This window comes from Pseudomonas fragi (genome assembly GCF_025426255.1).
Taxonomy (GTDB): Bacteria; Pseudomonadota; Gammaproteobacteria; order Pseudomonadales; family Pseudomonadaceae; genus Aquipseudomonas; species Aquipseudomonas kulmbachensis.
In genome coordinates this window covers 3,878,878-3,898,241 of sequence record NZ_CP104861.1, presented here as the reverse complement: position 1 = coordinate 3,898,241, position 19,364 = coordinate 3,878,878, and the positions used below count along the sequence as shown (strand labels likewise).

19 protein-coding genes are annotated in these 19,364 nt (G+C 59.6%); 6 read left to right on the top strand and 13 right to left on the bottom strand.

The genetic code is table 11. From position 1 onward, the window contains the following. Positions 1–65: 65 nt before the first annotated feature. Positions 66–1,022 (top strand): LysR family transcriptional regulator, encoded by a 957-nt coding sequence (locus N7D90_RS18075; protein WP_261739283.1) that lies wholly within the window; start codon positions 66–68, stop codon positions 1,020–1,022. A 109-nt stretch (positions 1,023–1,131) separates the two neighbouring features. Next, positions 1,132–2,400, top strand: coding sequence for an MFS transporter (locus tag N7D90_RS18070; RefSeq protein WP_261739282.1), 1,269 nt, complete (start codon positions 1,132–1,134; stop codon positions 2,398–2,400). Positions 2,401–2,518: 118 nt separating this feature from the next. Here N7D90_RS18070 and N7D90_RS18065 read toward each other — a convergent pair whose 3' ends face one another. The 10 genes from N7D90_RS18065 to N7D90_RS18020 all read right to left on the bottom strand — a co-directional run bounded on the left by N7D90_RS18065 (position 2,519) and on the right by N7D90_RS18020 (position 11,310). Continuing rightward, the gene (locus N7D90_RS18065; protein ID WP_261739281.1) at positions 2,519–2,977 is read right to left on the bottom strand and encodes an REP-associated tyrosine transposase; all 459 of its coding nucleotides are present in this window, start codon (positions 2,975–2,977) and stop codon (positions 2,519–2,521) included. Positions 2,978–3,216: 239 nt separating this feature from the next. Then, a complete protein-coding gene (locus N7D90_RS18060) occupies positions 3,217–3,468 on the bottom strand; it encodes a hypothetical protein (protein WP_261739280.1) in 252 nt (83 codons plus the stop codon). Positions 3,469–3,563: 95 nt separating this feature from the next. Next, positions 3,564–4,874 (bottom strand): MFS transporter, encoded by a 1,311-nt coding sequence (locus N7D90_RS18055; RefSeq protein WP_261739279.1) that lies wholly within the window; start codon positions 4,872–4,874, stop codon positions 3,564–3,566. A 37-nt stretch (positions 4,875–4,911) separates the two neighbouring features. Beyond that, a complete protein-coding gene (gene fucP / locus N7D90_RS18050) occupies positions 4,912–6,138 on the bottom strand; it encodes an L-fucose:H+ symporter permease (protein WP_261739278.1) in 1,227 nt (408 codons plus the stop codon). Positions 6,139–6,298: 160 nt separating this feature from the next. Then, positions 6,299–6,640 (bottom strand): L-rhamnose mutarotase, encoded by a 342-nt coding sequence (locus tag N7D90_RS18045; protein ID WP_261739277.1) that lies wholly within the window; start codon positions 6,638–6,640, stop codon positions 6,299–6,301. Next, positions 6,637–7,413 carry an SDR family oxidoreductase gene (locus tag N7D90_RS18040; protein ID WP_261739276.1) on the bottom strand — a complete coding sequence of 259 codons (777 nt, stop codon included), beginning with the start codon at positions 7,411–7,413 and terminating at the stop codon, positions 6,637–6,639. Before N7D90_RS18040 ends, N7D90_RS18045 begins: the two co-directional genes overlap by 4 nt. Further along, positions 7,410–8,255 carry an amidohydrolase family protein gene (locus N7D90_RS18035; protein WP_261739275.1) on the bottom strand — a complete coding sequence of 282 codons (846 nt, stop codon included), beginning with the start codon at positions 8,253–8,255 and terminating at the stop codon, positions 7,410–7,412. Before N7D90_RS18035 ends, N7D90_RS18040 begins: the two co-directional genes overlap by 4 nt. Positions 8,256–8,279: 24 nt before the next feature. Continuing rightward, on the bottom strand, positions 8,280–9,557 hold the full coding sequence (locus N7D90_RS18030; RefSeq protein ID WP_261739274.1) for an L-fuconate dehydratase: 1,278 nt from the start codon (positions 9,555–9,557) through the stop codon (positions 8,280–8,282). A gap of 14 nt (positions 9,558–9,571) precedes the next feature. After that, positions 9,572–10,420, bottom strand: coding sequence for a fumarylacetoacetate hydrolase family protein (locus tag N7D90_RS18025; protein ID WP_261739273.1), 849 nt, complete (start codon positions 10,418–10,420; stop codon positions 9,572–9,574). Between the two features lie 149 nt (positions 10,421–10,569). Next, on the bottom strand, positions 10,570–11,310 hold the full coding sequence (locus N7D90_RS18020) for an SDR family oxidoreductase (RefSeq protein WP_261739272.1): 741 nt from the start codon (positions 11,308–11,310) through the stop codon (positions 10,570–10,572). Positions 11,311–11,552: 242 nt separating this feature from the next. On the opposite strand from N7D90_RS18020, the gene N7D90_RS18015 reads away from it, so the two are divergent. Continuing rightward, positions 11,553–12,314: a FadR/GntR family transcriptional regulator gene (locus tag N7D90_RS18015; protein ID WP_261739271.1), complete on the top strand. Its 762-nt coding sequence runs from the start codon at positions 11,553–11,555 to the stop codon at positions 12,312–12,314. Between the two features lie 121 nt (positions 12,315–12,435). Further along, positions 12,436–13,638 (top strand): EAL domain-containing protein, encoded by a 1,203-nt coding sequence (locus tag N7D90_RS18010; protein ID WP_261739270.1) that lies wholly within the window; start codon positions 12,436–12,438, stop codon positions 13,636–13,638. Positions 13,639–13,645: 7 nt separating this feature from the next. On the opposite strand, the gene N7D90_RS18005 is transcribed toward N7D90_RS18010, so the two are convergent. Continuing rightward, the gene (locus N7D90_RS18005) at positions 13,646–14,944 is read right to left on the bottom strand and encodes a histidine-type phosphatase (protein ID WP_261739269.1); all 1,299 of its coding nucleotides are present in this window, start codon (positions 14,942–14,944) and stop codon (positions 13,646–13,648) included. A 350-nt stretch (positions 14,945–15,294) separates the two neighbouring features. On the opposite strand from N7D90_RS18005, the gene N7D90_RS18000 reads away from it, so the two are divergent. Both N7D90_RS18000 and N7D90_RS17995 read left to right on the top strand, forming a co-directional pair. Then, entirely contained in the window at positions 15,295–16,536 is a 1,242-nt protein-coding gene (locus N7D90_RS18000) for a glutamine synthetase family protein (protein WP_261742474.1), read from the top strand. A gap of 65 nt (positions 16,537–16,601) precedes the next feature. Continuing rightward, entirely contained in the window at positions 16,602–17,909 is a 1,308-nt protein-coding gene (locus N7D90_RS17995) for an MFS transporter (protein WP_261739268.1), read from the top strand. Between the two features lie 11 nt (positions 17,910–17,920). Here N7D90_RS17995 and N7D90_RS17990 read toward each other — a convergent pair whose 3' ends face one another. Both N7D90_RS17990 and N7D90_RS17985 read right to left on the bottom strand, forming a co-directional pair. Continuing rightward, positions 17,921–18,661: a flagellar brake protein gene (locus tag N7D90_RS17990; protein ID WP_261739267.1), complete on the bottom strand. Its 741-nt coding sequence runs from the start codon at positions 18,659–18,661 to the stop codon at positions 17,921–17,923. 96 nt (positions 18,662–18,757) lie between these two features. Further along, positions 18,758–19,225 carry a flagella synthesis protein FlgN gene (locus N7D90_RS17985; protein WP_261739266.1) on the bottom strand — a complete coding sequence of 156 codons (468 nt, stop codon included), beginning with the start codon at positions 19,223–19,225 and terminating at the stop codon, positions 18,758–18,760. Positions 19,226–19,364 lie beyond the last annotated feature (139 nt).

The following is a 19,364-nucleotide window of genomic DNA, read 5'->3' as shown; positions in this document are numbered from 1 at the left end:
CTAATATTGCTTTGCGATAATCGCCAATGAGATATTCTCAGGTCTTAATAACCGGAGGTTATCGGATGGCGGATGTCGGGTTTAACCAGCTGTGCAACTGGCTGCGATTTCGCCATTTGGTGCTTATCGACACCTTGGCGCGTACGCAAAACATGCACGCCACCGCGCAAGAGATGAGCATCAGCCAACCGGCTGTCAGCAAGATGCTGCGCGAAATCGAGCATCAACTGGGCTTTGATGTATTTGCCCGTTTGCCGCGCAGCATGACGCTCACTGACCTGGGTAGCCACGTGGCCCGGTTCGCCCAGATTGCGTTGAACGATACCGGCCAGTTTGTCAGCCAGATCAATCATCTGCGCCAGGGCGGGCATGGCTTGCTGAAGGTCGGCACCATCTATGCGGCGACAGCCCTGGCAGTACCGGCGGCAATTGTGCGGGTCAAGCAGGACTGGCCCTTACTCACTGTGCAAGTGCTTGAAGGCACCAGTGCCAACATGCTGACTCTGCTTGAACACAAGGAGCTGGATCTGGTGGTGGCGCGGTTTACCCTCGACCGCCATCGTGAGTTGTTTGAATTCCAGGCGCTGGCGCCGGAGCCGCTGTGCCTGGTCACGGGCAGCCAGCACCCGCTGGCCGGGGCCAGTGAAGTGCCGCTGGCCGAACTCGGCAGCTGGCCGTGGGTGATTTACCCGACGGGCACGCCGATGCGCGCGCGGGTGGAGAAAGCCTTTGTCGAAGCAGGCATGCAGACCCCGGAAAACACCGTGGAAACCGTGTCCCTGCAAACCACCATGCAACTTTTGCAAACCACCCCAGCGGTGGCGATGCTGGCCGAATCGATGGTGGAGCCGGAAATCCGGGCCGGGCGTTTGACCCGTCTGGCCTTGCCATTTCCGCTGGTGCTGGCGGATTACGGGGTGATTATCCGGCGCAATGAAGTACCTCAGTGGTCTGCGAAAGCCTTTATTGACGCGCTGTTGAGTGGTCCGGATGCCCTGCGCGGTGCCCGCCAGACGCCTTGATAACGACGAGTTATCAACTGATGGAATCTTGTGATTGGGCAGTGTGAACGTGGGCAACTAGAGTGAGCGGCGTCCTTGCAGGATAAAAAACCGCTCACTAGAGGCGCGCATGAAAACAATAAAAAGCTACAAGACGCTGACCATCTTCTTCCTGTTTATGATTGGCGTGGTCAACTACCTCGACCGCAGTGCCCTGTCCATCGCCAACACCACCATCCAAAAAGATTTGGCCATCAGCCCGATGCAAATGGGCGTGATGCTTTCGGCCTTTTCCATTGCCTACGCATTTTCGCAACTCCCCCTCGGCGCATTGATCGACAAGCTCGGTAGCAAGCTGGCGCTGGGCGGTTCGCTGGTGGTGTGGTCGGTCGCGCAGGCGGCCTTCGGTTTGTTCAGCAGCTACGGCCATCTGGTCGGACTGCGGGTGTTGCTGGGGATTGGCGAAGCGCCGGTGTTCCCTTCGGCGGCCAAGGCGTTATCGGAGTGGTTCGATACACAAGAGCGGGGTACGGCCACCGGCTGGGTGTGGTCCTCGACCTGCATCGGACCGTGCCTGGCGCCGCCTTTGTTGACGGTATTTATGGTGCACCTGGGCTGGCGCGGGATGTTTATCCTGACCGGCATCCTGGGCCTGCTGCTGGCGGTGTGCTGGTTCAAGTTCTACAAAAGTAAAGCGCAGTACATGGCCGAGACCGGCCGTGCAGAACCGGTGCCGGTACAACAGGCCAAGGCGCCGAAAGTGCGTTGGACCTCGTTGTTCAAGGACCGCAACACCTGGGGCGCATTTCTCGGGTTTATGGGCGTGATCTACATGATCTGGCTCAACCTCACCTGGCTGCCCGGCTACTTCGAACGCGAGCATGGCCTGGATCTGTATCGCACCGCCTGGGTGGTATCTTTGGCTTACCTGTTCGGCGCCCTGGGCACTATCGTTGCTGGCAAATGCTGCGACCGCTTGGTGGCGCGCGGCATGCGGGTACTGGCCAGCCGCAAACTGATGGTGATACTGGGCCTGCTCGGCGGGGCGCTGTTTACCCTGATCGTGGCCTTCACCACCAATGTGGTGGCCTGTGTGATCCTGCTGTGCCTGACCATGTTCTTTATCAACATCTCCAGCGCTACGGCCTGGATGATCGTCAACACCATCGTGCCGTCGGAGCGGGTCGCGTCCTTTGGTTCGATCCAGAACTTTGGCGGTTATCTTGCAGGCTCGATTGCGCCGATCCTGACCGGCTTCAGCGTGCAGCAAAGCGGCTCGTTCTCCACTGCATTTGTGATCAGCGCGGTAGTGGCGGCGTGCTCGGCCCTGGCTTACTTTACGTTGCTCAAGGAGCCACAGGCGCCGTTGTCGCCACTGGCGACACTTGCAACAGCGTGATTGAGTCTTTGTGGGAGCGGGCTTGCTCGCGATGAAGGCGCCGCGGTGTATCTGAGCAATCGCGTCGATACCATCGCGAGCAAGCCCGCTCCCACAGGTTTCTGGATGGTTTGATGGATCAAAGCCATTGGGCATCCCACAAGGGATAATCGCCGATTCGTTTGATCAGTCCGGCGCGCAAAGGGTTGGCGATAACGTAGCGGGCTACCCGCTTTAGATCTTCGTCATGACGTAAAGCATGGTCATGGTAGCCCTGCTGCCAGCGGCTGCCTGTGCGTCCGGTTACCTGATTGATGGTTCGGGTGCTCAACGATTTGGTGCGGCACATCAACTCATCAAGCGAGCCATGCTGCAGTTTTAGCAGCCAATGAAAGTGATCAGGCATCACCACCCATGCCAGCGATTCCGCGAAGCCTTGTTCTTGTGCCTGCCTGAACTGCTGGACAACATGCCGTCCTGTACGCCAGTTCAGGAAGATGGGTTCGCGATCCAGAGTGTTGGTGGTCAAGAGATAGATGCGATTTTGCTCGCTGTAGCGGCCGCGGCGCAGGCGATGGGATGCTGGAGGTGAAAGCATGACAAAGCTCAATGAGTTGATAAACCTCAAAGGCTAGTCACTGCTAGGCAGGGGTCACCGGCCATGGTTTAACCGTATATGTCATGGCGCACGATTTTTGTGTGAACGGTTGCATATATGCAACCCTGTGGGAGCGGGCTTGCTCGCGATGGCATCACTGCGGTGTAACTGAAACACCGAGGTGCCTGCATCGCGAGCAAGCCCGCTCCCACAAATAATTGGCGGTGGCTCGCAGCCTGTTACAACCAGGACTCGGTAACCCGCCGGTCAAGTTCTTCCCAATCGGCCATGCCCAGCACCCGGGTGGTGTTCAGGCCGCGCAGGTAGCCGCGCAGTTGATGGGCGCTGGCGTGGACTTCTGCGGTGCTGGTGTTTTCGCTGTCCAGGGCCTGCTCGTAGAGGCTCAGGTAGTCGTCCACCCGGTCGCGGTACTCGGGCAGTACCGCTTCGCGAATCAGGTCGAAAGTTCTCAGTTTTTGATTGGTATTCACGGGCCACCCTTTGTGAGATTACGGGCTATTGTTTTGCGTCCAACTGTTTCCCAATGTATCTCACCTGTGGCCCGTGTTAATACCGCTAGCGCCCGTTAGTGTGACGCAGGTGCCGAGACGGCAAGTTTCCCCGGTTCACGCCCGGCCCTGGCAGAACGCACCAGCATCAACGCCCCCAGCAAGGCTGTCGCGGCCAAAAAGTACATGCCTGCGTGTGGGTTGTTGAAGTAGCCCTCGGCCCAGGTTTTGACCGTCGGCGCGAGGAACCCACCGAGGTTGCCCAGCGCACCAATCACGGCAATCCCGCTGGCCGCTGCCGCACCACCCAAAAAGCGCGCTGGTAAGGTCCAGAACAACGGTTGCACGGTGATAAACCCGGCTGCCGCGACGCAGAACGCCAGGATCACCAGCGGCAGGCTGCCACTCAACGTCGAACCCACCATGCCCACCGCGGCCAGTGCCAGCATCACTGCGGCAAAGCGGGTTTGCTGGCCTTTGCGGTCGGCGTAGCGGGTTACGGCGTACAGCATGATAACGGTAGCAATCCACGGGATGGCGGTCAGCAAGCCGACTTTCAGGCCAATGCCAGTGCCCAGCAGTTCGGCGATCCGGGTCGGCAGGTAGAACAGCACGCCATACACGCTGACCTGAATCGTGAAGTAGATAAAGGTGAAGTACAGCACCTTGGGGTTGATCAGCGCCGAGCGCCAAGACGACGGGCCCTTGTTGGCCTTGAGCAGTTGCTCTTTGTTCAGTTCGTGTTCGATCGCGGCCTTTTCTTCGGTGTTCAGCCACTTGGCATCCCGCGGCTTGTCGGTCAGGTAGAAGAACGCAAATACGCCGATGATCGACGCGGCCAGGCCTTCGGTGACGAACATCCATTGCCAGCCCGCAAGGCCGAACTGGGCCGTTTCCAGCAGCCAGCCCGACACTGGGCCACCCACCATCAACGACACCGGTACGCCGAAGTAGTAAATGCCATAGGCCGAGCCGCGCTGGTTCTGCGGGAACCAGTAGGTCAGGTACAGCACCACGCCCGGCGACAGCCCGGCTTCGGCTACACCGAGCAGAAAACGCAGGACGTAGAAGCTGGTTTCGTCGTGGGCAAACATCATGGCCGCAGAAACCAGACCCCAGGTGACCATGATCCGGCTTAGCCAGATTCGCGCGCCGACCTTGTGCAGCATCAGGTTGCTCGGTACTTCAAATACCGCATAGCCAATAAAGAAAATCCCCGCGCCCAACGCAAACGCAGCGTTGCTTAGGCCGGTGTCGGCCTGAAGGGCGTGCTTGGCAAAGCCGATGTTGGAACGGTCGATGATCGCCATGGCGAACATCAGGGCGACAAAGGGCAGGATGCGCCAACGAATCTTGCTGAGCGCCTGTTGCAATACAGGGTTGGACATGGGGTGCTCCGTTTGTTTTTTTTGTGGAGTACAGCAATCAGATTTTTTTCAGGGCAGCACGGGCATAGGCCGCAACGATGACAAAACAGCCCATCGGCAACAGGTACGCCACGGCGGTCGAGGAGTGGTCGGCGACCAGGCCCATCACGTAGGGCAGCAGCGCGCCGCCGACAATGGCCATGATCATGAATGAGCTGCCGCGCTTGGTATGCGGGCCGAGGTTTTTCACGCCCATGGCAAACAGGGTCGGGAACATGATCGACATAAAGAAGAACATCGCCACCAGCGCCACCACCGACAGGCCTTCAACCCCCAGCACCACCACGGCGCTCAGTGCCACGTTGATCAGCGCGTAAATCAGCAGCAGAAGCTGGGCATTGACGCGGCCCATCAGCCAGGTGCTGAAAAAGCGGCCAAACATAAAGCTGAGCATCGCCACCGAGAGCAGATACGCGGCTTGCTGGCTGCTCATCTGTGCCCAGTGTTCGGTGACGTAGTTGATGAAAAACGCGCCTACGCCGACCTGTGCACCGACATAGAAAAACTGGGTGATTACCCCGGTGACAAACTCGCGGTGCTGCCACAGGGTTTTGTGGTCGTGCTGTTGGGCCTGGACTTCCTGCTCGCGCAGGTCGGGCAGCGGGGTACGGGCGATCAGGATGGCCACCAGCAACACCAGGGCGGCAATCACCAGATAGGTCATTTGCAGCGATTGCGTGGTGTCAGTGCTGTTGGCGCCGCTGAAGAACAGCGCGCCGCCAATCAAGGGCCCGAAAAACTGCCCCAGGCCGTTGAACGATTGTGCAAGGTTCAAGCGTCGCTCGGCCCCGGCGGGGTCGCCCAAGACTGTGGCGTAAGGGTTGGCGGCGGTTTCCAGGCAACCCAGGCCGCAAGCGATCACAAACAGGGCGAACAGAAAGAACTGAAAGCTCTGCGCGGCAGCAGCAGGCATAAACAGCAGGGCGCCGGTGGCGTAGAGGCACAGGCCTAACAGAATGCCTGCCTTGTAGCCGTACTTGTCCATCAGCAAACCGGCGGGTAGGGCGATGAGGAAGTAGGCGCCGAAGTAGGCGCTTTGCAGCAGGCCGGATTGCGCCTTGCTGACGTGCAGGGTTTCCTGGAAGTGCTTGTTCAGTACATCGAGCAAGCCATAGGACAGACCCCAGAGAAAGAACAGGCAGGTCACTAGAATCAGTGCCCAGCGATAGGACGTGACCGCCCGGCCAAAGGATGGCTGTGCGACGTTCGAGTGCTTGAGTGACATGACGCATCTCCTTTTTATTGTTGTTAGAGCGGTGTTGCGTGGATCTACTTGTGGGTGCTGACCTTGTGGGAGCGGGCTTGCTCGCGATGGCATCACTGCGGTGTGTCAGGCAGATCGAGTCGTCTGCATCGCGAGCAAGCCCGCTCCCACAGGGTCAGGGTCAGGGTGAATGGTGCAGGCTGAAAATCTGGCTCATCGACGCCCATTTTTCGCCGGGACGGGTCCAGGGTGTGGGCTGCTGGAAGCGCCACATCAGCGCTTCCCATTCCTGCACCCTGGGGTCGCTGGCTCCGGCCCGGGCAAAGGCTTCTGCGTTGAAGTCGGGAGCCGTGTCCATGACCATGAACAGCCGCGTACCCAGGCGCCAGATCTGCATGTCGAGCACGCCGTGCTGGCGCAGGTGGGCGCTGATCTGCGGCCAGATTTGCTGGTGCAAGCGTTCGTACTCGGCGATCAACACCGGGTCGTCGATCAGGTCCAGCGCCAGGCACTGGCGACTCATGTCAGCGCCCGGTCCAGGTGGGTGTAGCCGCCATCTACCACCAGCCATTGCCCGGTGGTGTGGGAGGAGCGTGACGACAACAGAAACAGCACGCTGTCGGCGATTTCCTCACTCGTGGTCATGCGTTGGCCGAAGGGGATTTTTTCGACGATGCTTGCCAGCTTGGCTTTCGGGTCGGCAAAGGTGTCGATCCAGCGCTCGTACAACGGAGTCATGACTTCAGCCGGAATGACTGCGTTGACCCGTACCCCGTCGCTCAGCAACGAGGTGGCCCATTCGCGGGTCAGCGACAGTTGCGCGCCTTTGGCGGCGGTGTAGCCGCTGGTGCCGCCTTGGCCGGTGAGGGCGGTCTTGGAGCTGATATTGACGATGGAACCGCGAGTAGCCTTGAGCGCGTCCACGCACAAGTGGGTCATCAGGTAGTAATGGATCAGGTTTTTTTCCAGTGACTCGACAAAGGCTGAACGCCCGGCCTCAAGGCCGATGCTGTCATTGACTCCGGCGTTGTTGACCAGCCCGTCGATACGGCCAAAGCGTTGCAGTACTGTGGCGACGGCGGCGCGGCAGGCGTCTTCGTCGCGTAATTCGACCTGTACAAACAGGCTTTGGGAACCACGTTGGTCCAGTTGCCGCGCCAGTTCATCGGACAGCGGGCTGTGACCGAAAATAACCGGGATCGCGCCTTCGTCGGCCAGCCCCAAGGAGATAGCTGCGCCAATCCCCGAGCCACCGCCGGTGACGATAAAGACCTTGTCTTGCAGGTACAGATTCATTGAATCGCTCCCTCAATGTTGTAGACGCGGCACGCCGTGCCACCCCAAATGGCCGCATGTTGCGAGACACTGCCAACCAGGCTGCAAGTGGCCGCGTAGTCGCTGGCCAGCAGGCACACAGGCCAGTCGGAACCGAACATCAAACGCTCGGGGCCGAACAGCTCCAGTGCGGTGTGCAGATAGGGCGTCAGTTGTGCGCTATGCCAATCCTGCCAATGGGCTTCGGTGATCAGCCCCGACAGCTTGCAACTGACATGGGGCAGGGCGGCCAGCGGCGCGAGTTGTTGGGCCCAGGCTTTCCAGTCATTGGCCTGCACATCGGGCTTGCCCAGGTGATCGAGCACCAGATGGTGTTGGTCATGCTGCTGGCATAGCTCGGTGGCAGCGCCCAGATCCCTGGCCTTGACCAGGATTTCGTAGACCAGACCCTGGCGTTGCAAGGTGTTCAACCCCCGGTTAAACGCGGGGTTTTGCATAAAGTCGGCGGGCGCGCTTTCGTCCTGCAACTGATGACGAAAACCACGCAGAACCGGGTTCTGCGCCCAGCGTTCCAGCGACTGTTCAAGGTCGCTGGCGCACAGGTCGACCCAGCCCACCACGGCGCAAATCCACGGGTAACGTTCAGCCAACCGTAACAATTGATCGGTCTCGCTTGCACAGGCGCGGGCCTGCACGGCGATGCAGCCGTCAAACCCGGCCGCATCCAGCAGCGGGCGCAAATCATCGGGCTGAAAGTCGCGGCGTAAACAGCCCATGTTGCGGCCTATCCAGGGATAGTCCGCGGCGTCATAGCGCCAGAAGTGCTGGTGTGCATCGAGCCGTAGTGAGTGTGAGGACGACATTATTATTGTGCTCCGCCCGTTGGTTCAGCCCCGGTAGCGATACTGCTCGCGGGACGCTGCCTTCATCTGAATCGAGAAGCCCGGCGCCTGCGGTGGCATATAGGCCGCATTGCGAATCACGCACGGGTCTTCAAAGTGCTCATGCAGATGGTCGACAAACTCCACCACCCGGCCTTCGTGAGTCCCGGCGATGCACAGGTAGTCGATCATCGACAGGTGTTGCACGTATTCGCACAAGCCAACGCCCCCGGCATGCGGGCACACCGGCAAGTTGTACTTGGCGGCCATCAGCATCACGGCCAGCACTTCATTGACCCCGCCCAAGCGGCAGGCGTCGATCTGCACCACGTCGATGGCTTCGCGCATGATCAGTTGCTTGAACATGATACGGTTCTGGCACATCTCGCCGGTTGCCACCTTGACCGGGGCGACCCCGAGGCGGATTTTGCGATGGCCTTCCACGTCATCCGGGCTGGTGGGTTCTTCGATAAACCACGGCTTGGCGAACGACAGCTCACGCACCCAGTCGATGGCCGCGTTGACTTCCCATACCTGATTGGCGTCGATCATCAGTTGGCGATCCGGGCCCAGCACTTCGCGGGCGATGCGCACGCGGCGGATATCGTCTTGGAGGTCATGGCCGACCTTCAATTTGACGTGGGAGAAGCCCGCATCCACGGCTTCTTGGCACAGGCGGCGCAGCTTGTCGTCGGCATAGCCCAGCCACCCGGCCGAGGTGGTGTAGCAGGGGTAGCCGTTGGCTTCGAGCAAGGCCAGGCGCTCGGCCTTGCCCTGGGCGCGTTCACGCAGCAGGGTCAGGGCTTCGGCCGGGGTGATGCAGTCGGTGATGTAGCGAAAATCAATGCAGCGCACCAGTTGCTCGGGGCTCATGTCGGCCACCAGACGCCATACCGGTTTGCCTTCGGCCTTGGCCCACAGGTCCCAGGCGGCGTTGACCACCGCACCGGTGGCCAGGTGAATGGCGCCCTTGTCCGGGCCGATCCAGCGCAGTTGGCTGTCACTGGTGACGTGGCGCCAGAAGCGGCCCATGTCTTCGGCGATCCATTCCAGTTTCAACCCCACCAGCAGGCTGGCCAGGGCCTTGATCGAAGCGCAGCAGATTTCATTGCCACGGCCGATGGTAAAGGTCAGGCCGTGGCCTTCGAGGTTCGGGGTGTCGGTTTCGAGGATGACATAGGCCGCTGAGTAGTCAGGGTCCGGGTTCATCGCGTCCGAGCCATCGAGGGATTGCGAGGTGGGGAAGCGGATGTCTTCAACCCGTACGGCGGTAATCGTGGTCATGGTGCGGCTCCCTGTCAGTCGGCATTTACGGTGCGTTGCTGTTGTTCACCCAGGCCGCTGATCCCCAGGCGCATGGTCTGGCCGGCGCGCAGGTACACCGGTTCTGGCTTGATACCCAGGCCAACGCCCGGCGGGGTGCCGGTGGAAATCACATCGCCCGGTTGCAGGCTCATAAATTGGCTGAGGTAGCTGATGATTTTCGGGATCTGGAAAATCATCGTCCGCGTATTGCCGTTCTGGTAGCGCTTGCCGTCCACTTCCAGCCACAGGTCGAGCTGGTGCGGGTCGGCGATTTCGTCACGGGTCACCAGCCATGGGCCGAGGGGGCCGAAGGTGTCGCAGCCCTTGCCTTTGTCCCAGGTGCCGCCCAGTTCCAGTTGGAACTCGCGCTCGGACACATCGTTGATCACGCAATAACCGGCCACGTGCTCCAGGGCCTCACTTTCGCTGATGTAACGGCCGCCCTTGCCGATGACCACGCCCAGTTCGACTTCCCAGTCGGTTTTGCGTGAGTTGCGGGGGATTTCGACGTCATCGTTGGGGCCGACAATGGCGCTGGTCCATTTACTGAACACCACCGGTTCGGCAGGGATTGCAGCGCCGGTTTCGGCGGCGTGGTCGGCATAGTTCAGGCCGATGCAGATAAATTTGCCGACCTGGCCGACGCAGGCACCGATGCGGGGCGAGCCTTCAACCAGCGGCAGAGTGGAGGGGTCGATGTCTTGCAGGCGGGCAATGCTTTGCGGGCTGAGGGTGTCGCCTGCGATATCCGTGACCACTGCGGACAAATCGCGCAGTTGACCGTTGTTATCAAGCAGGGCAGGACGTTCCTGGCCTTTTTCACCGTAGCGCAGCAGTTTCATAAGTAATCCTTTTTGGAGAGAGGGCAGGGCCCTGTGGTAGCGGGCTTGCTCGCGATGGCATCACTGCGGTTTAGCTGAAACACCGAGGTGCCTGAATCGCGAGCAAGCCCGCTCCCGCAAGGTCAAAATCAAAAACGAAAGAGCTGGCGTCAGTTGCTCCAGCCGCCATCAATGATTTGTGTGGTGCCGGTGGTGAAACCGCTGGCACTCGATCCGAGGTACAGCGCCAGCTGGGCGATTTCTTCGGCGGTGCCGATGCGGCCCATGGGCTGGCGCGCGGCAAAGGCGGCGTATACCTCGTCCACACTGCGGCCTTCGCGCTCGGCTTGTTCGCTGATGCGCTGGCGCAGGGAAGGGGAGTCGACGGTGCCGGGGCAGATGGCGTTGCAGCGGATGTTCTGGCTGACAAAGTCAGCCGCTACTGAGCGGGTCAGGCCAATCACCGCACCCTTGCTGGCGCAGTAGGCAAAGCGGTTGGGCACACCTTTAACGCTGGACGCCACCGATGCCATGTTGATGATCGAGCCGCCGCCGTTGCTCAGCATGCCCGGCAAAAAGGCGCGGATCATGCGGTACATGGCGGTGACGTTGAGGTCCAGGGCAAAGCTCCAGTCCTTTTCGCTGCACTCCAGAATATTGCCGCTGTGGACCACGCCTGCGCAGTTGAACAGCACATCCAGCGGGCCAAGTTGTTTGGCCAGGCGCTCAATGGCAGCGGCATCGGTGACGTCCAGAACATGTTTGTGCGCGCCTTCAAGGGCGTCGAGGGCGGCGGCATTGATGTCGGCGGCGAAGACTTCGGCGCCGGCGGCCAGGTATGCCTGGACACTGGCCTGGCCAATACCCTGAGCGGCTGCAGTGATCAGCACGCGTTTGCCGGAAAGATCCATGGATGCTCCATAGTGATATTTTTTGTTTTTGTGGAAGCTGGCCTAATGGTCAGGCCATTGCAGGCGCAGTAAATGGCAAAACGACGCAAGTATCAGGATAAGGTTTGCTATGATCGCTCTACGTTATCCGTCCAATGGTCAGGCCATTGGTCCTTTTGTAGCATGCACCTCAGTCTTCAACAAGCGTCTTTTTTTGCCAAAAGTGATCGTCGATCGCTGTTCATGCCAGAGCCAATTTCACAATGCCATTTCAAGTAATTGATAACCAAAGACTTTATCGGCAAATTGCCGACCAGCTGCGGGCCTTGATCGACAGCGGTGAATTCCCCCCGGGCAGCCGTTTGCCTGCCGAACGCGAGCTTGCCAAGTTGCTTGGCGTGAGTCGTGCGTCGGTGCGCGAGGCGATGATCGCGCTGGAAGTCATCGGGCTGGTCGATGTACGTGTCGGTAACGGGGTGCTGGTGTGTGAACCACCGGTGCAATCGTTGACCAATGAACCGGTGATGGCCCAAGCCACGCGCAATCAGTGGAAAGAGCTGGACCCTGAGCTGAACCTCGAAATCGACTTCAATGCCGAAATTCCACCGTTCGCCTTGCTTCAGGCTCGTCGTCTGATCGAGCCCGAAGCGGCGGCACTGGCCGCGGTCAATGCCAGCGATGAAGAACTGGCGGGCATCCGCGAAGCCTTTGAACGCAACGTGCAGGACAACCTTGAAGGTTCCCACACGCACCCCGGCGACCGCCTTTTTCATATCCGCATTGCCCAGGCCTCGGACAACCCGGCCTACGCCCTGATGATTCAACATCTGTTGGGCCATCGTTACGGCAGCATGTTTCAGCGTTTGCAAAACCACTACACCTCGGACGATATGATTCATCGTTCGGAAAATGAACACCGGCGTGTGCTGCAAGCACTGGAGCAGCACGACGCGGATGCTGCGCGCCAGGCGATGGCCGAGCATCTGGATGAAGTGATCCGCATCTTCAGCCGTAGCGCTCGCTGATCCTCAATCGGCAGCGGGACAGAGTTGGGAAAATTCCTACGTTTACAGGGAATTTCCCTAGGTAAGTCTCTTACCGAACTCGAGACAATTGACCTACACCGTTCACGATGGGTCAACCTCAATGCCTGGCAACTCCCTGCGTATCCTGATTCTTGAAGATGACGCCTTTCAACGTGCTGTTGCGGTGAGCATGTTTCGCTTGCTGGGGTGCCATGAAGTGTTTGAAGCCAGCGATGGCAGCGAGGCGCTGGCGGTTCTTCAGCAGGTAGGTACGGTGGATATCGCCGTCTGCGACTTGCAGATGGAGGGCATGGATGGGCTGGCCTTCTTGCGTCGGGCGGGCAAATTGGGGCAAGTCAAATCCATCATCATCAGCAGTGCCCTGTCGGCTGACTTGTGCCGTACAGCGCATCAGATCATTGCCCTGCTGGGGCTGGAGCTACTGGGTGATGTTGGCAAACCGCTGTACGCCGACGTCCTTGAGCCATTGCTGAGCAAGTATCAAAGTGCCAGCGCGAATGGGCACAAGCTGGAGCAGAGCGTGCAACTGGCCTGTGAGGACGAGGTGCGCCAGGCGCTGGCCCTGCAGCAATTGCAGGCCTGGTATCAGCCCAAATTCAATCTGCAGACCGGTGAGGTGTGTGGTGTTGAAGTGCTCTGCCGCTGGTTGCATCCGCACAAGGGGGTGCTGCCGCCAGCCGTGTTTATCCCGGTGCTGGAACGTTGCGGATTGATGGATGACTTGTTGTTTGCTCAGTTGGATCAAGCCTTGCGCCTGCAAGAACAAGCCAGAGCCGAGGGCTTCCCCCTGAATATGGCGTTCAACCTGCAAACCGCGCAACTGGCCAACAGCCAACTGACTTACACCCTCAAGGGGGTACTGACCCGTCATGCCACACCGGGCTCCAGGCTGACCTTCGAGTTGACCGAAAGCGGGCTGCTGCAAGCACCGGCCGCCAGCCTGGAAAATCTGGTGCGCCTGCGGATGATGGGCTGCCGGTTATCGATTGACGATTTCGGTGCCGGGTTTTCCTCGCTGCAACGGTTGTGTCAGTTGCCGTTTAACGAGATCAAGCTCGACGCCGAATTTGTCCGCAGCGTTGCACATGAGCCGCGCTGCGAAGCTGCGATCAGCAGCACCCTGGCCCTGGGTAAAGCCTTGGGGATGTCGGTGGTTATCGAAGGAATTGAAACCGAGGCTCAGTTCCTGCGTTTGCAGGGCATGGGCTGCATTGAGGGGCAGGGTTACTGGTTTGCCCGGCCCATGAGCGGGCCGGACTTGCTGGGCTGGTTGCAGCAACGTGAAACGAGCCTTGCTTGCTAACAATCAATTACTTAAATGAGTAGGGTGTCAGCGCGGTGGGGTCGATGTTCTGATCGACTTTGACCATCGCATCCTTGAGCGGGCAAAGCAGGCCGACACTGGTTTTGCGGCAGTCTTTGGCGCTTGCGAAATCACCCTTGAGCGGTTTTTGGCTGGCGCTTAGTTGGGTCAGGTTGCGGATTTGATCCATCGACTGCGCTTCAAAGGCAATGCGCAGAAAGTACTCTCCGGTTTTGACTTCCTTGTAGCGCTCGAACTGCAGCGTACCGACCGGGGGAATGTTGTTCTCGATGTAGTCCCCCAGCTTCCAGCCGAAACCGAGCATGGTGCGCAGGTAGGAAATGTTGGTGTCATGGGCCACCAACAGCATCAGCGGAACGTCTGGTGGAGCATCCGGGGCGTCTTTTTGGGCCAGTGAAGTGCCTTGTTTGAGCTCCAGCGAGATCTGGTTCATCAACTCGGACGCGCCGCGGCTGGCGATATAGGGGATGTCGTTGAGGTAGTCGTATTTGGCTTTGGTCAGCACCATCAGGCCTGAGACTTCGGCAGCGGTGCGACCGTTGCCGAACGCGACTTTATCCAGTGGCAAGCCCTGGCTGTACTCCAGACGGAACACTTCGCCCATATTGGCGCCAGCGCTCAGACCCTTGATCGAGAAGCGGCCCTTGGCATTTTGCTCCAGTTCCCAGGCTTGTTTGCCGTACGGGCAGTCGGTGCCGGGCATGCAGGCGACTTCTCTGAGTTTTTCTTCAAAGGGTTTGTAGCGCGCCTGTGCCGCTTCGACGCTACCGCCCAGGGCCTTGAGAATGGCGGCTTTGGCTTTCACCGGGTCGAGGGCTGCAAAGGGCATTTCATTGGCCTGGAACAGCGCGTCCTGTTCGCCGCTGACATAAGTCGGCTGCAGGCCGCAGCCGGGGAACATGCCGTCGAGCAGGGCCTGGGCGGTAGCTTTGGTGCGTTGCAGGGGGCTGGCGTGGACCAGCAACTGGCTGGCATCCGGGCAGCCCGTGGGGATCAGCCCGGCGGTGCGCAGCACTTCGCCACGGTAGCGGCCCATTTCGACGGCACCGGTGTAGCCGTGGCCGGTCAGGTTGCCGAAGGGCACCAGCCAGGTTGGCCATTGGCGCTGGGTGACGGCAGTCAGCAGTTTTTCATTGGACTGGGTGGGCGGACGGACGCCGTGGCGGCTGACCTGCACGACTTTATCCAGCACATAGCCATCGCCGGTGGGCGCCCCGGCAAAGGCTGCCGGGCTTAACAGGCTGGCCAGCAACAGGCCGGTACAAAGAGGGGGCAACGTCTTCATCGTTTTTCCTTGGGTCATCCTGGACACAGTGGGCGCAGTGTAGCCGCTGAGGAGCGCAGCGAGGCTGCGACGAGGGCCGCAGGACCTTCAATTTCAGGGCCGCTGCGCAGCCCATCGCAGCCTCGCTGCGCTCCTCAGCGGCTACAGACTGTAGCTTTTTGTGAGGTACCCGCTTGAAATCCCGAACAGCTGCTGCGTATTTTGTACAGGTTGCCGTTAGCGGCCTGCATCACAACAAGGAAAGTGTCATGACGAGCGATGGCCAGGGCTCACTCGCACAGCGATTGGCGGGTATTGATGAAATTGAATGCGTCACCCCCGATCTCAATGGCGTGCCCCGTGGCAAGGTCATGACCGCTGCCGGGTTCCTTGAGGGGCGGCGTTTGCAGATGGCCCGTGGAGTGTTGCTGCAATGCATCATGGGCGGTTACCCCGAAGCGCGTTTTTATGGCAGCGACGACGGCGATCTGGCGCTGGTGCCAGACCCTGCCCATATCCATCGCCTGCCCTGGAGCCAGCAGCCCCGCGCCTTGGCTATTTGTGATGCCGATGAGTTCAGTGGTGAAAGCTCGCGGCTATCGACTCGCGGTCAGTTGAAGGCCGTTATCGCCCGTTACGCGGCCCACGGACTGGCGCCGGTGGTGGCGACCGAGCTTGAGTTCTTTGTGTTTGCGCCCAACACCGATCCGACCCAGCCGTTCCGTCCGCCAGTGGGCCTGGATGGCCGTCGCGAAGATGGTTTTTCGGCGTTCAGCATCAGTTCCAATAACGGACTGCGACCGTTTTTCAGCGAGGTTTACCAGTGCATGGCGGCCCTGGGCTTGCCGCGTGACACCTTTATGCATGAGATGGGCGTCAGCCAGTTCGAGATCAACCTGCTGCACGGTGATCCGCTGTTGCTCGCCGACCAGACTTTTCTGTTTAAGCATTTGCTCAAAGAGGTCGCCCTGAAACATGGACTGACCGTGGTCTGTATGGCCAAGCCGCTGGCGCATACGGCGGGTAGTTCGATGCATATTCATCAGAGCGTGGTGGAGCTGGGCAGCGGTCGCAACGTGTTCAGCGACGAAGCGGGGCAGCCGACGGCAACCTTTCGCCACTTTATTGGCGGCCAGCAGGCCGGCATGGGGGACTTCACGGCGCTGTTTGCGCCGAACGTCAATTCCTATCAACGTTTGTTCCATCCTTATGCATCGCCGAACAATGCCTGTTGGTCCCATGACAATCGTTCCGCGGGCCTGCGCATTCCGGCCAGTTCACCGCTGGCTCGACGGGTCGAAAACCGCTTGCCGGGTGCGGACGCCAACCCGTATATGGCGATTGCCGCCAGCCTTGCGGCCGGGTTATACGGCATCGAACATAAGCTGGAACCCAGCGCTGCAATCGAGGGCGCGTTCGATGTGCCCCAGGCGTTGTCATTGCCATGTACCTTGCATGCTGCACTTGAGCGTCTCAAGGGGAGTCACTTGGCGATTGAACTGTTCGGTACTGAGTTCATCGAAGGTTACATTGCGTCCAAGACGCTGGAGCTGACCAGCTTCCAAGATGAAATTACTCCCTGGGAGCGTCGCGTTTTGGCGGCTCAGGCTTAACCGTTTAAATCTGTGGCGCCGGGCCTGTTCCCGGTTGCAGACACAAGGAGCCGCACGGAAAGCCAATGCACCAAATATGGAAGTCTTTTCGAGCGTTGTACTTTGCCTCGCTGATGATGTTGATCGGCTCTGGCCTTTTAAGTACTTATCTGGCGCTGCGCCTGGCGGCCGACAATGTCGACGGCTTGTGGATCGGCGCCTTGATGGCGGCCAACTACTTTGGCCTGGTACTGGGCGGGAAGATCGGCCACCGGCTGATTGCCCGGGTCGGGCATATTCGTGCCTACGCCACCTGTGCCGGTATCGTCGGGGCGGCGGTGCTGTGTCACGGGCTGACGGACTGGTTGCCGATGTGGCTGCTGCTGCGGGTGATCGTCGGCCTGGGCATGATGTGCCAGTACATGGTTATCGAAAGCTGGCTCAACGAGCAGGCAGATGCCAAACAGCGCGGCGTGGTGTTCAGCCTGTACATGATCGCGTCTTATTTGGGGCTGGTGCTCGGGCAGCTGATTCTGGCCGTTCACCCGGCCTTGGGCCCTGAGTTGCTGATGGTGGTGGCGTTGTGTTTTGCCTTGTGCCTGGTGCCGGTGGCCATGACCCGACGCATTCACCCGGCCCCCCTGCATCCGGCGCCGATGGACCCCAGGTTCTTTATCAAGCGCGTGCCGCAGTCGTTGATCGCGGTGATGGGAGCGGGCTTGCTGGTGGGCTCGTTCTACGGTCTGGCGCCGCTGTATGCGTCGCAGCAAGGGCTGTCGACCGAGCTGGTCGGTGTGTATATGGGTAGCTGCATTTTTGCTGGTCTGATGGTGCAGTGGCCGCTGGGCTGGTTGTCCGACCGTTATGATCGGCCGCTGTTGATCCGGATCTTCGCTTTTCTGCTGGCAGTGGCGGCATTGCCGTTGGCGATCTTGCCAGAGGTGCCACTGGAAGTGCTGTTTGTGGCGGGTTGTGTGGCGGCCCTGCTGCAGTTTTGCATCTATCCGCTGGCAGTTGCCTTTGCCAATGACCACATTGAGCCTGAGCGTCGCGTGTCGTTGACGGCCATGTTGCTGGTGACCTATGGCATTGGGGCAAGCGTCGGGCCACTGGCGGCGGGCGTGCTGATGAAGGTGTTCGGCAGCCAGATGCTGTATGCGTTCTTCAGCGTGGCCAGTTTGATCCTGGTATGGCGGATTCGCCCGAATGCAGTGACCAACCTGCACCAGGTCGACGATGCGCCGCTGCATCACGTGGCGATGCCCGACAGCATGTCCAGCTCACCGCTGGTAGCTGCGCTTGACCCGAGGGTGGATGAACAAATGGTGCAGGAGCAGATGGTGCAGGACCCGGTGGTGGATGAGTTCGAACCGCAGTCGGAACCCAAGCCATAGGTGCCTGCAGTCTAGTAATAGTCATCCTTGTCAAACTGCCGCGCCTCGCGCTGCAGTTGATAGACAAAGCGCTCGACCTGGCGCTGCACAGCGCAGCTGATGTTGTGAAAGCGCAAACCCGCGAAGGTGATGTTGAAGCGCTCTTCAAAATGCAGATAACGCAGTTCGACCGGCGTGGTCATCAGGCCAAAGGGCAGGGCGGCGCTGAAGCGCTCATACACCTGGCCCAGTTGCAGGCTTTGGCTGATATCGCCTTCAAAGCGCAACTTGCAACCGGTGGCGGAGACGTCCAGCAGCTTGCCATTGACTGGCGTGCCGAGCTTGTCACCGGCAATTTCCACATCAATCAGGTGAGCCAGTTTCAGGGCGGCGCGGAACGCGTTGCGGCGTTGGTGGTAAACCACTTCGCGCGGTAGCGCGCCGCGATAGCAGCGATGATCATTGAGGTCGCCAATGCTCAGTTGCGTCGTGCATTCCCAAGCGATGCGTACGCCATCGTGGAAACCCTCAACTCGAAACGGTATACCGTCCTCAAGAAAGCGCTCGCCCTCACGGGGGATCATTTCGTCCAGGACCAGGGTGTTGTTCTCACGATTCACATCGACCACATAGCTTTGGAAGCGCTGGGTGCGATCCTGAAAAGTGATGATTAACGGGTCATGGCTCTCTTGCAGCATCCGCAAGTTGGAGGCGATTTCCAGGGGGGTAGTCAGCACCTTTGGTGGCTGCGGAGCGTCTTGTGCGTCGAACACGTTGCATCAATCTCCAGGCAAAATACTGCAACACACAAAAAAGAGGCATTCTGCCATCATGCTGTGTGTCTCGCTAGATTCAGTGTTTGCGCAGGCTCAGGCCTGGCTGTAGGCGCGGTGCTTGTTAAGCATCGAAGTGGTGCCGCGTGCGTCATACAACGATGGGGCTTCGCCGCCATGAAGAATGCGCAACTGGTTGGCGGTGATCGCCTGCTGAGTCTGGATCGACTGGCCATTGAGCAAGTTCGCGGCCTGGCATTGAGCCAGTAACTGGTTCAGCGCATCGCTTTGGCTAAGCAGCTGCGCGCCCACGCTGGAATGGCTGGCCAAGCTTTCGAGGCCGCTGCGGTTGGTAGCCAGGCCCAGGCTTGCCAGGATCTCGCTGCGTTTGCGGCCATGTTGCTCAAGCAAAATGATCAGCGACTGCTTGCGCGCCAGAATATTTTCCAGCACCTGCATGTCGCGGCCTTTAAGGGCGATGGTCTCGTCCTGCAACAGGCCAAGCAGCTGCTCGGCGGGGGCGAGGTCATCGTTGATCAGTTGCAGTAAATTTTCGTCGTGCATGGCGAACTCTGGGTCTGTTGACGCTTCGTTGTGGCCGCGACGCTGTCCCACTTGGTGCAGGGCAAGGCGCGAGCAGTGTAGTTTGGTGTTTCAAATAAGCTGCGAGTAACACAGCCCAGCGACGCGGCTCACAACGAAG

Excerpts from the sequence above, each read along its gene's own strand:
- N7D90_RS18035 (WP_261739275.1), bottom strand. The coding sequence starts at position 8,255 with ATGTCGTCCTCACACTCACTACGGCTCGATGCACACCAGCACTTCTGG.
- N7D90_RS18010 (WP_261739270.1), top strand. The coding sequence starts at position 12,436 with ATGCCTGGCAACTCCCTGCGTATCCTGATTCTTGAAGATGACGCCTTT.
- N7D90_RS18040 (WP_261739276.1), bottom strand. The coding sequence starts at position 7,413 with ATGAATCTGTACCTGCAAGACAAGGTCTTTATCGTCACCGGCGGTGGC.
- N7D90_RS17995 (WP_261739268.1), top strand. The coding sequence starts at position 16,602 with ATGCACCAAATATGGAAGTCTTTTCGAGCGTTGTACTTTGCCTCGCTG.
- N7D90_RS18025 (WP_261739273.1), bottom strand. The coding sequence starts at position 10,420 with ATGAAACTGCTGCGCTACGGTGAAAAAGGCCAGGAACGTCCTGCCCTG.
- N7D90_RS18005 (WP_261739269.1), bottom strand. The coding sequence starts at position 14,944 with ATGAAGACGTTGCCCCCTCTTTGTACCGGCCTGTTGCTGGCCAGCCTG.
- N7D90_RS18045 (WP_261739277.1), bottom strand. The coding sequence starts at position 6,640 with ATGAGTCGCCAGTGCCTGGCGCTGGACCTGATCGACGACCCGGTGTTG.
- fucP (WP_261739278.1), bottom strand. The coding sequence starts at position 6,138 with ATGTCACTCAAGCACTCGAACGTCGCACAGCCATCCTTTGGCCGGGCG.
- N7D90_RS18015 (WP_261739271.1), top strand. The coding sequence starts at position 11,553 with ATGCCATTTCAAGTAATTGATAACCAAAGACTTTATCGGCAAATTGCC.
- N7D90_RS18055 (WP_261739279.1), bottom strand. The coding sequence starts at position 4,874 with ATGTCCAACCCTGTATTGCAACAGGCGCTCAGCAAGATTCGTTGGCGC.
- N7D90_RS18020 (WP_261739272.1), bottom strand. The coding sequence starts at position 11,310 with ATGGATCTTTCCGGCAAACGCGTGCTGATCACTGCAGCCGCTCAGGGT.
- N7D90_RS18030 (WP_261739274.1), bottom strand. The coding sequence starts at position 9,557 with ATGACCACGATTACCGCCGTACGGGTTGAAGACATCCGCTTCCCCACC.
- N7D90_RS18075 (WP_261739283.1), top strand. The coding sequence starts at position 66 with ATGGCGGATGTCGGGTTTAACCAGCTGTGCAACTGGCTGCGATTTCGC.
- N7D90_RS18070 (WP_261739282.1), top strand. The coding sequence starts at position 1,132 with ATGAAAACAATAAAAAGCTACAAGACGCTGACCATCTTCTTCCTGTTT.
- N7D90_RS18000 (WP_261742474.1), top strand. The coding sequence starts at position 15,295 with ATGACCGCTGCCGGGTTCCTTGAGGGGCGGCGTTTGCAGATGGCCCGT.
- N7D90_RS17985 (WP_261739266.1), bottom strand. The coding sequence starts at position 19,225 with ATGCACGACGAAAATTTACTGCAACTGATCAACGATGACCTCGCCCCC.
- N7D90_RS18065 (WP_261739281.1), bottom strand. The coding sequence starts at position 2,977 with ATGCTTTCACCTCCAGCATCCCATCGCCTGCGCCGCGGCCGCTACAGC.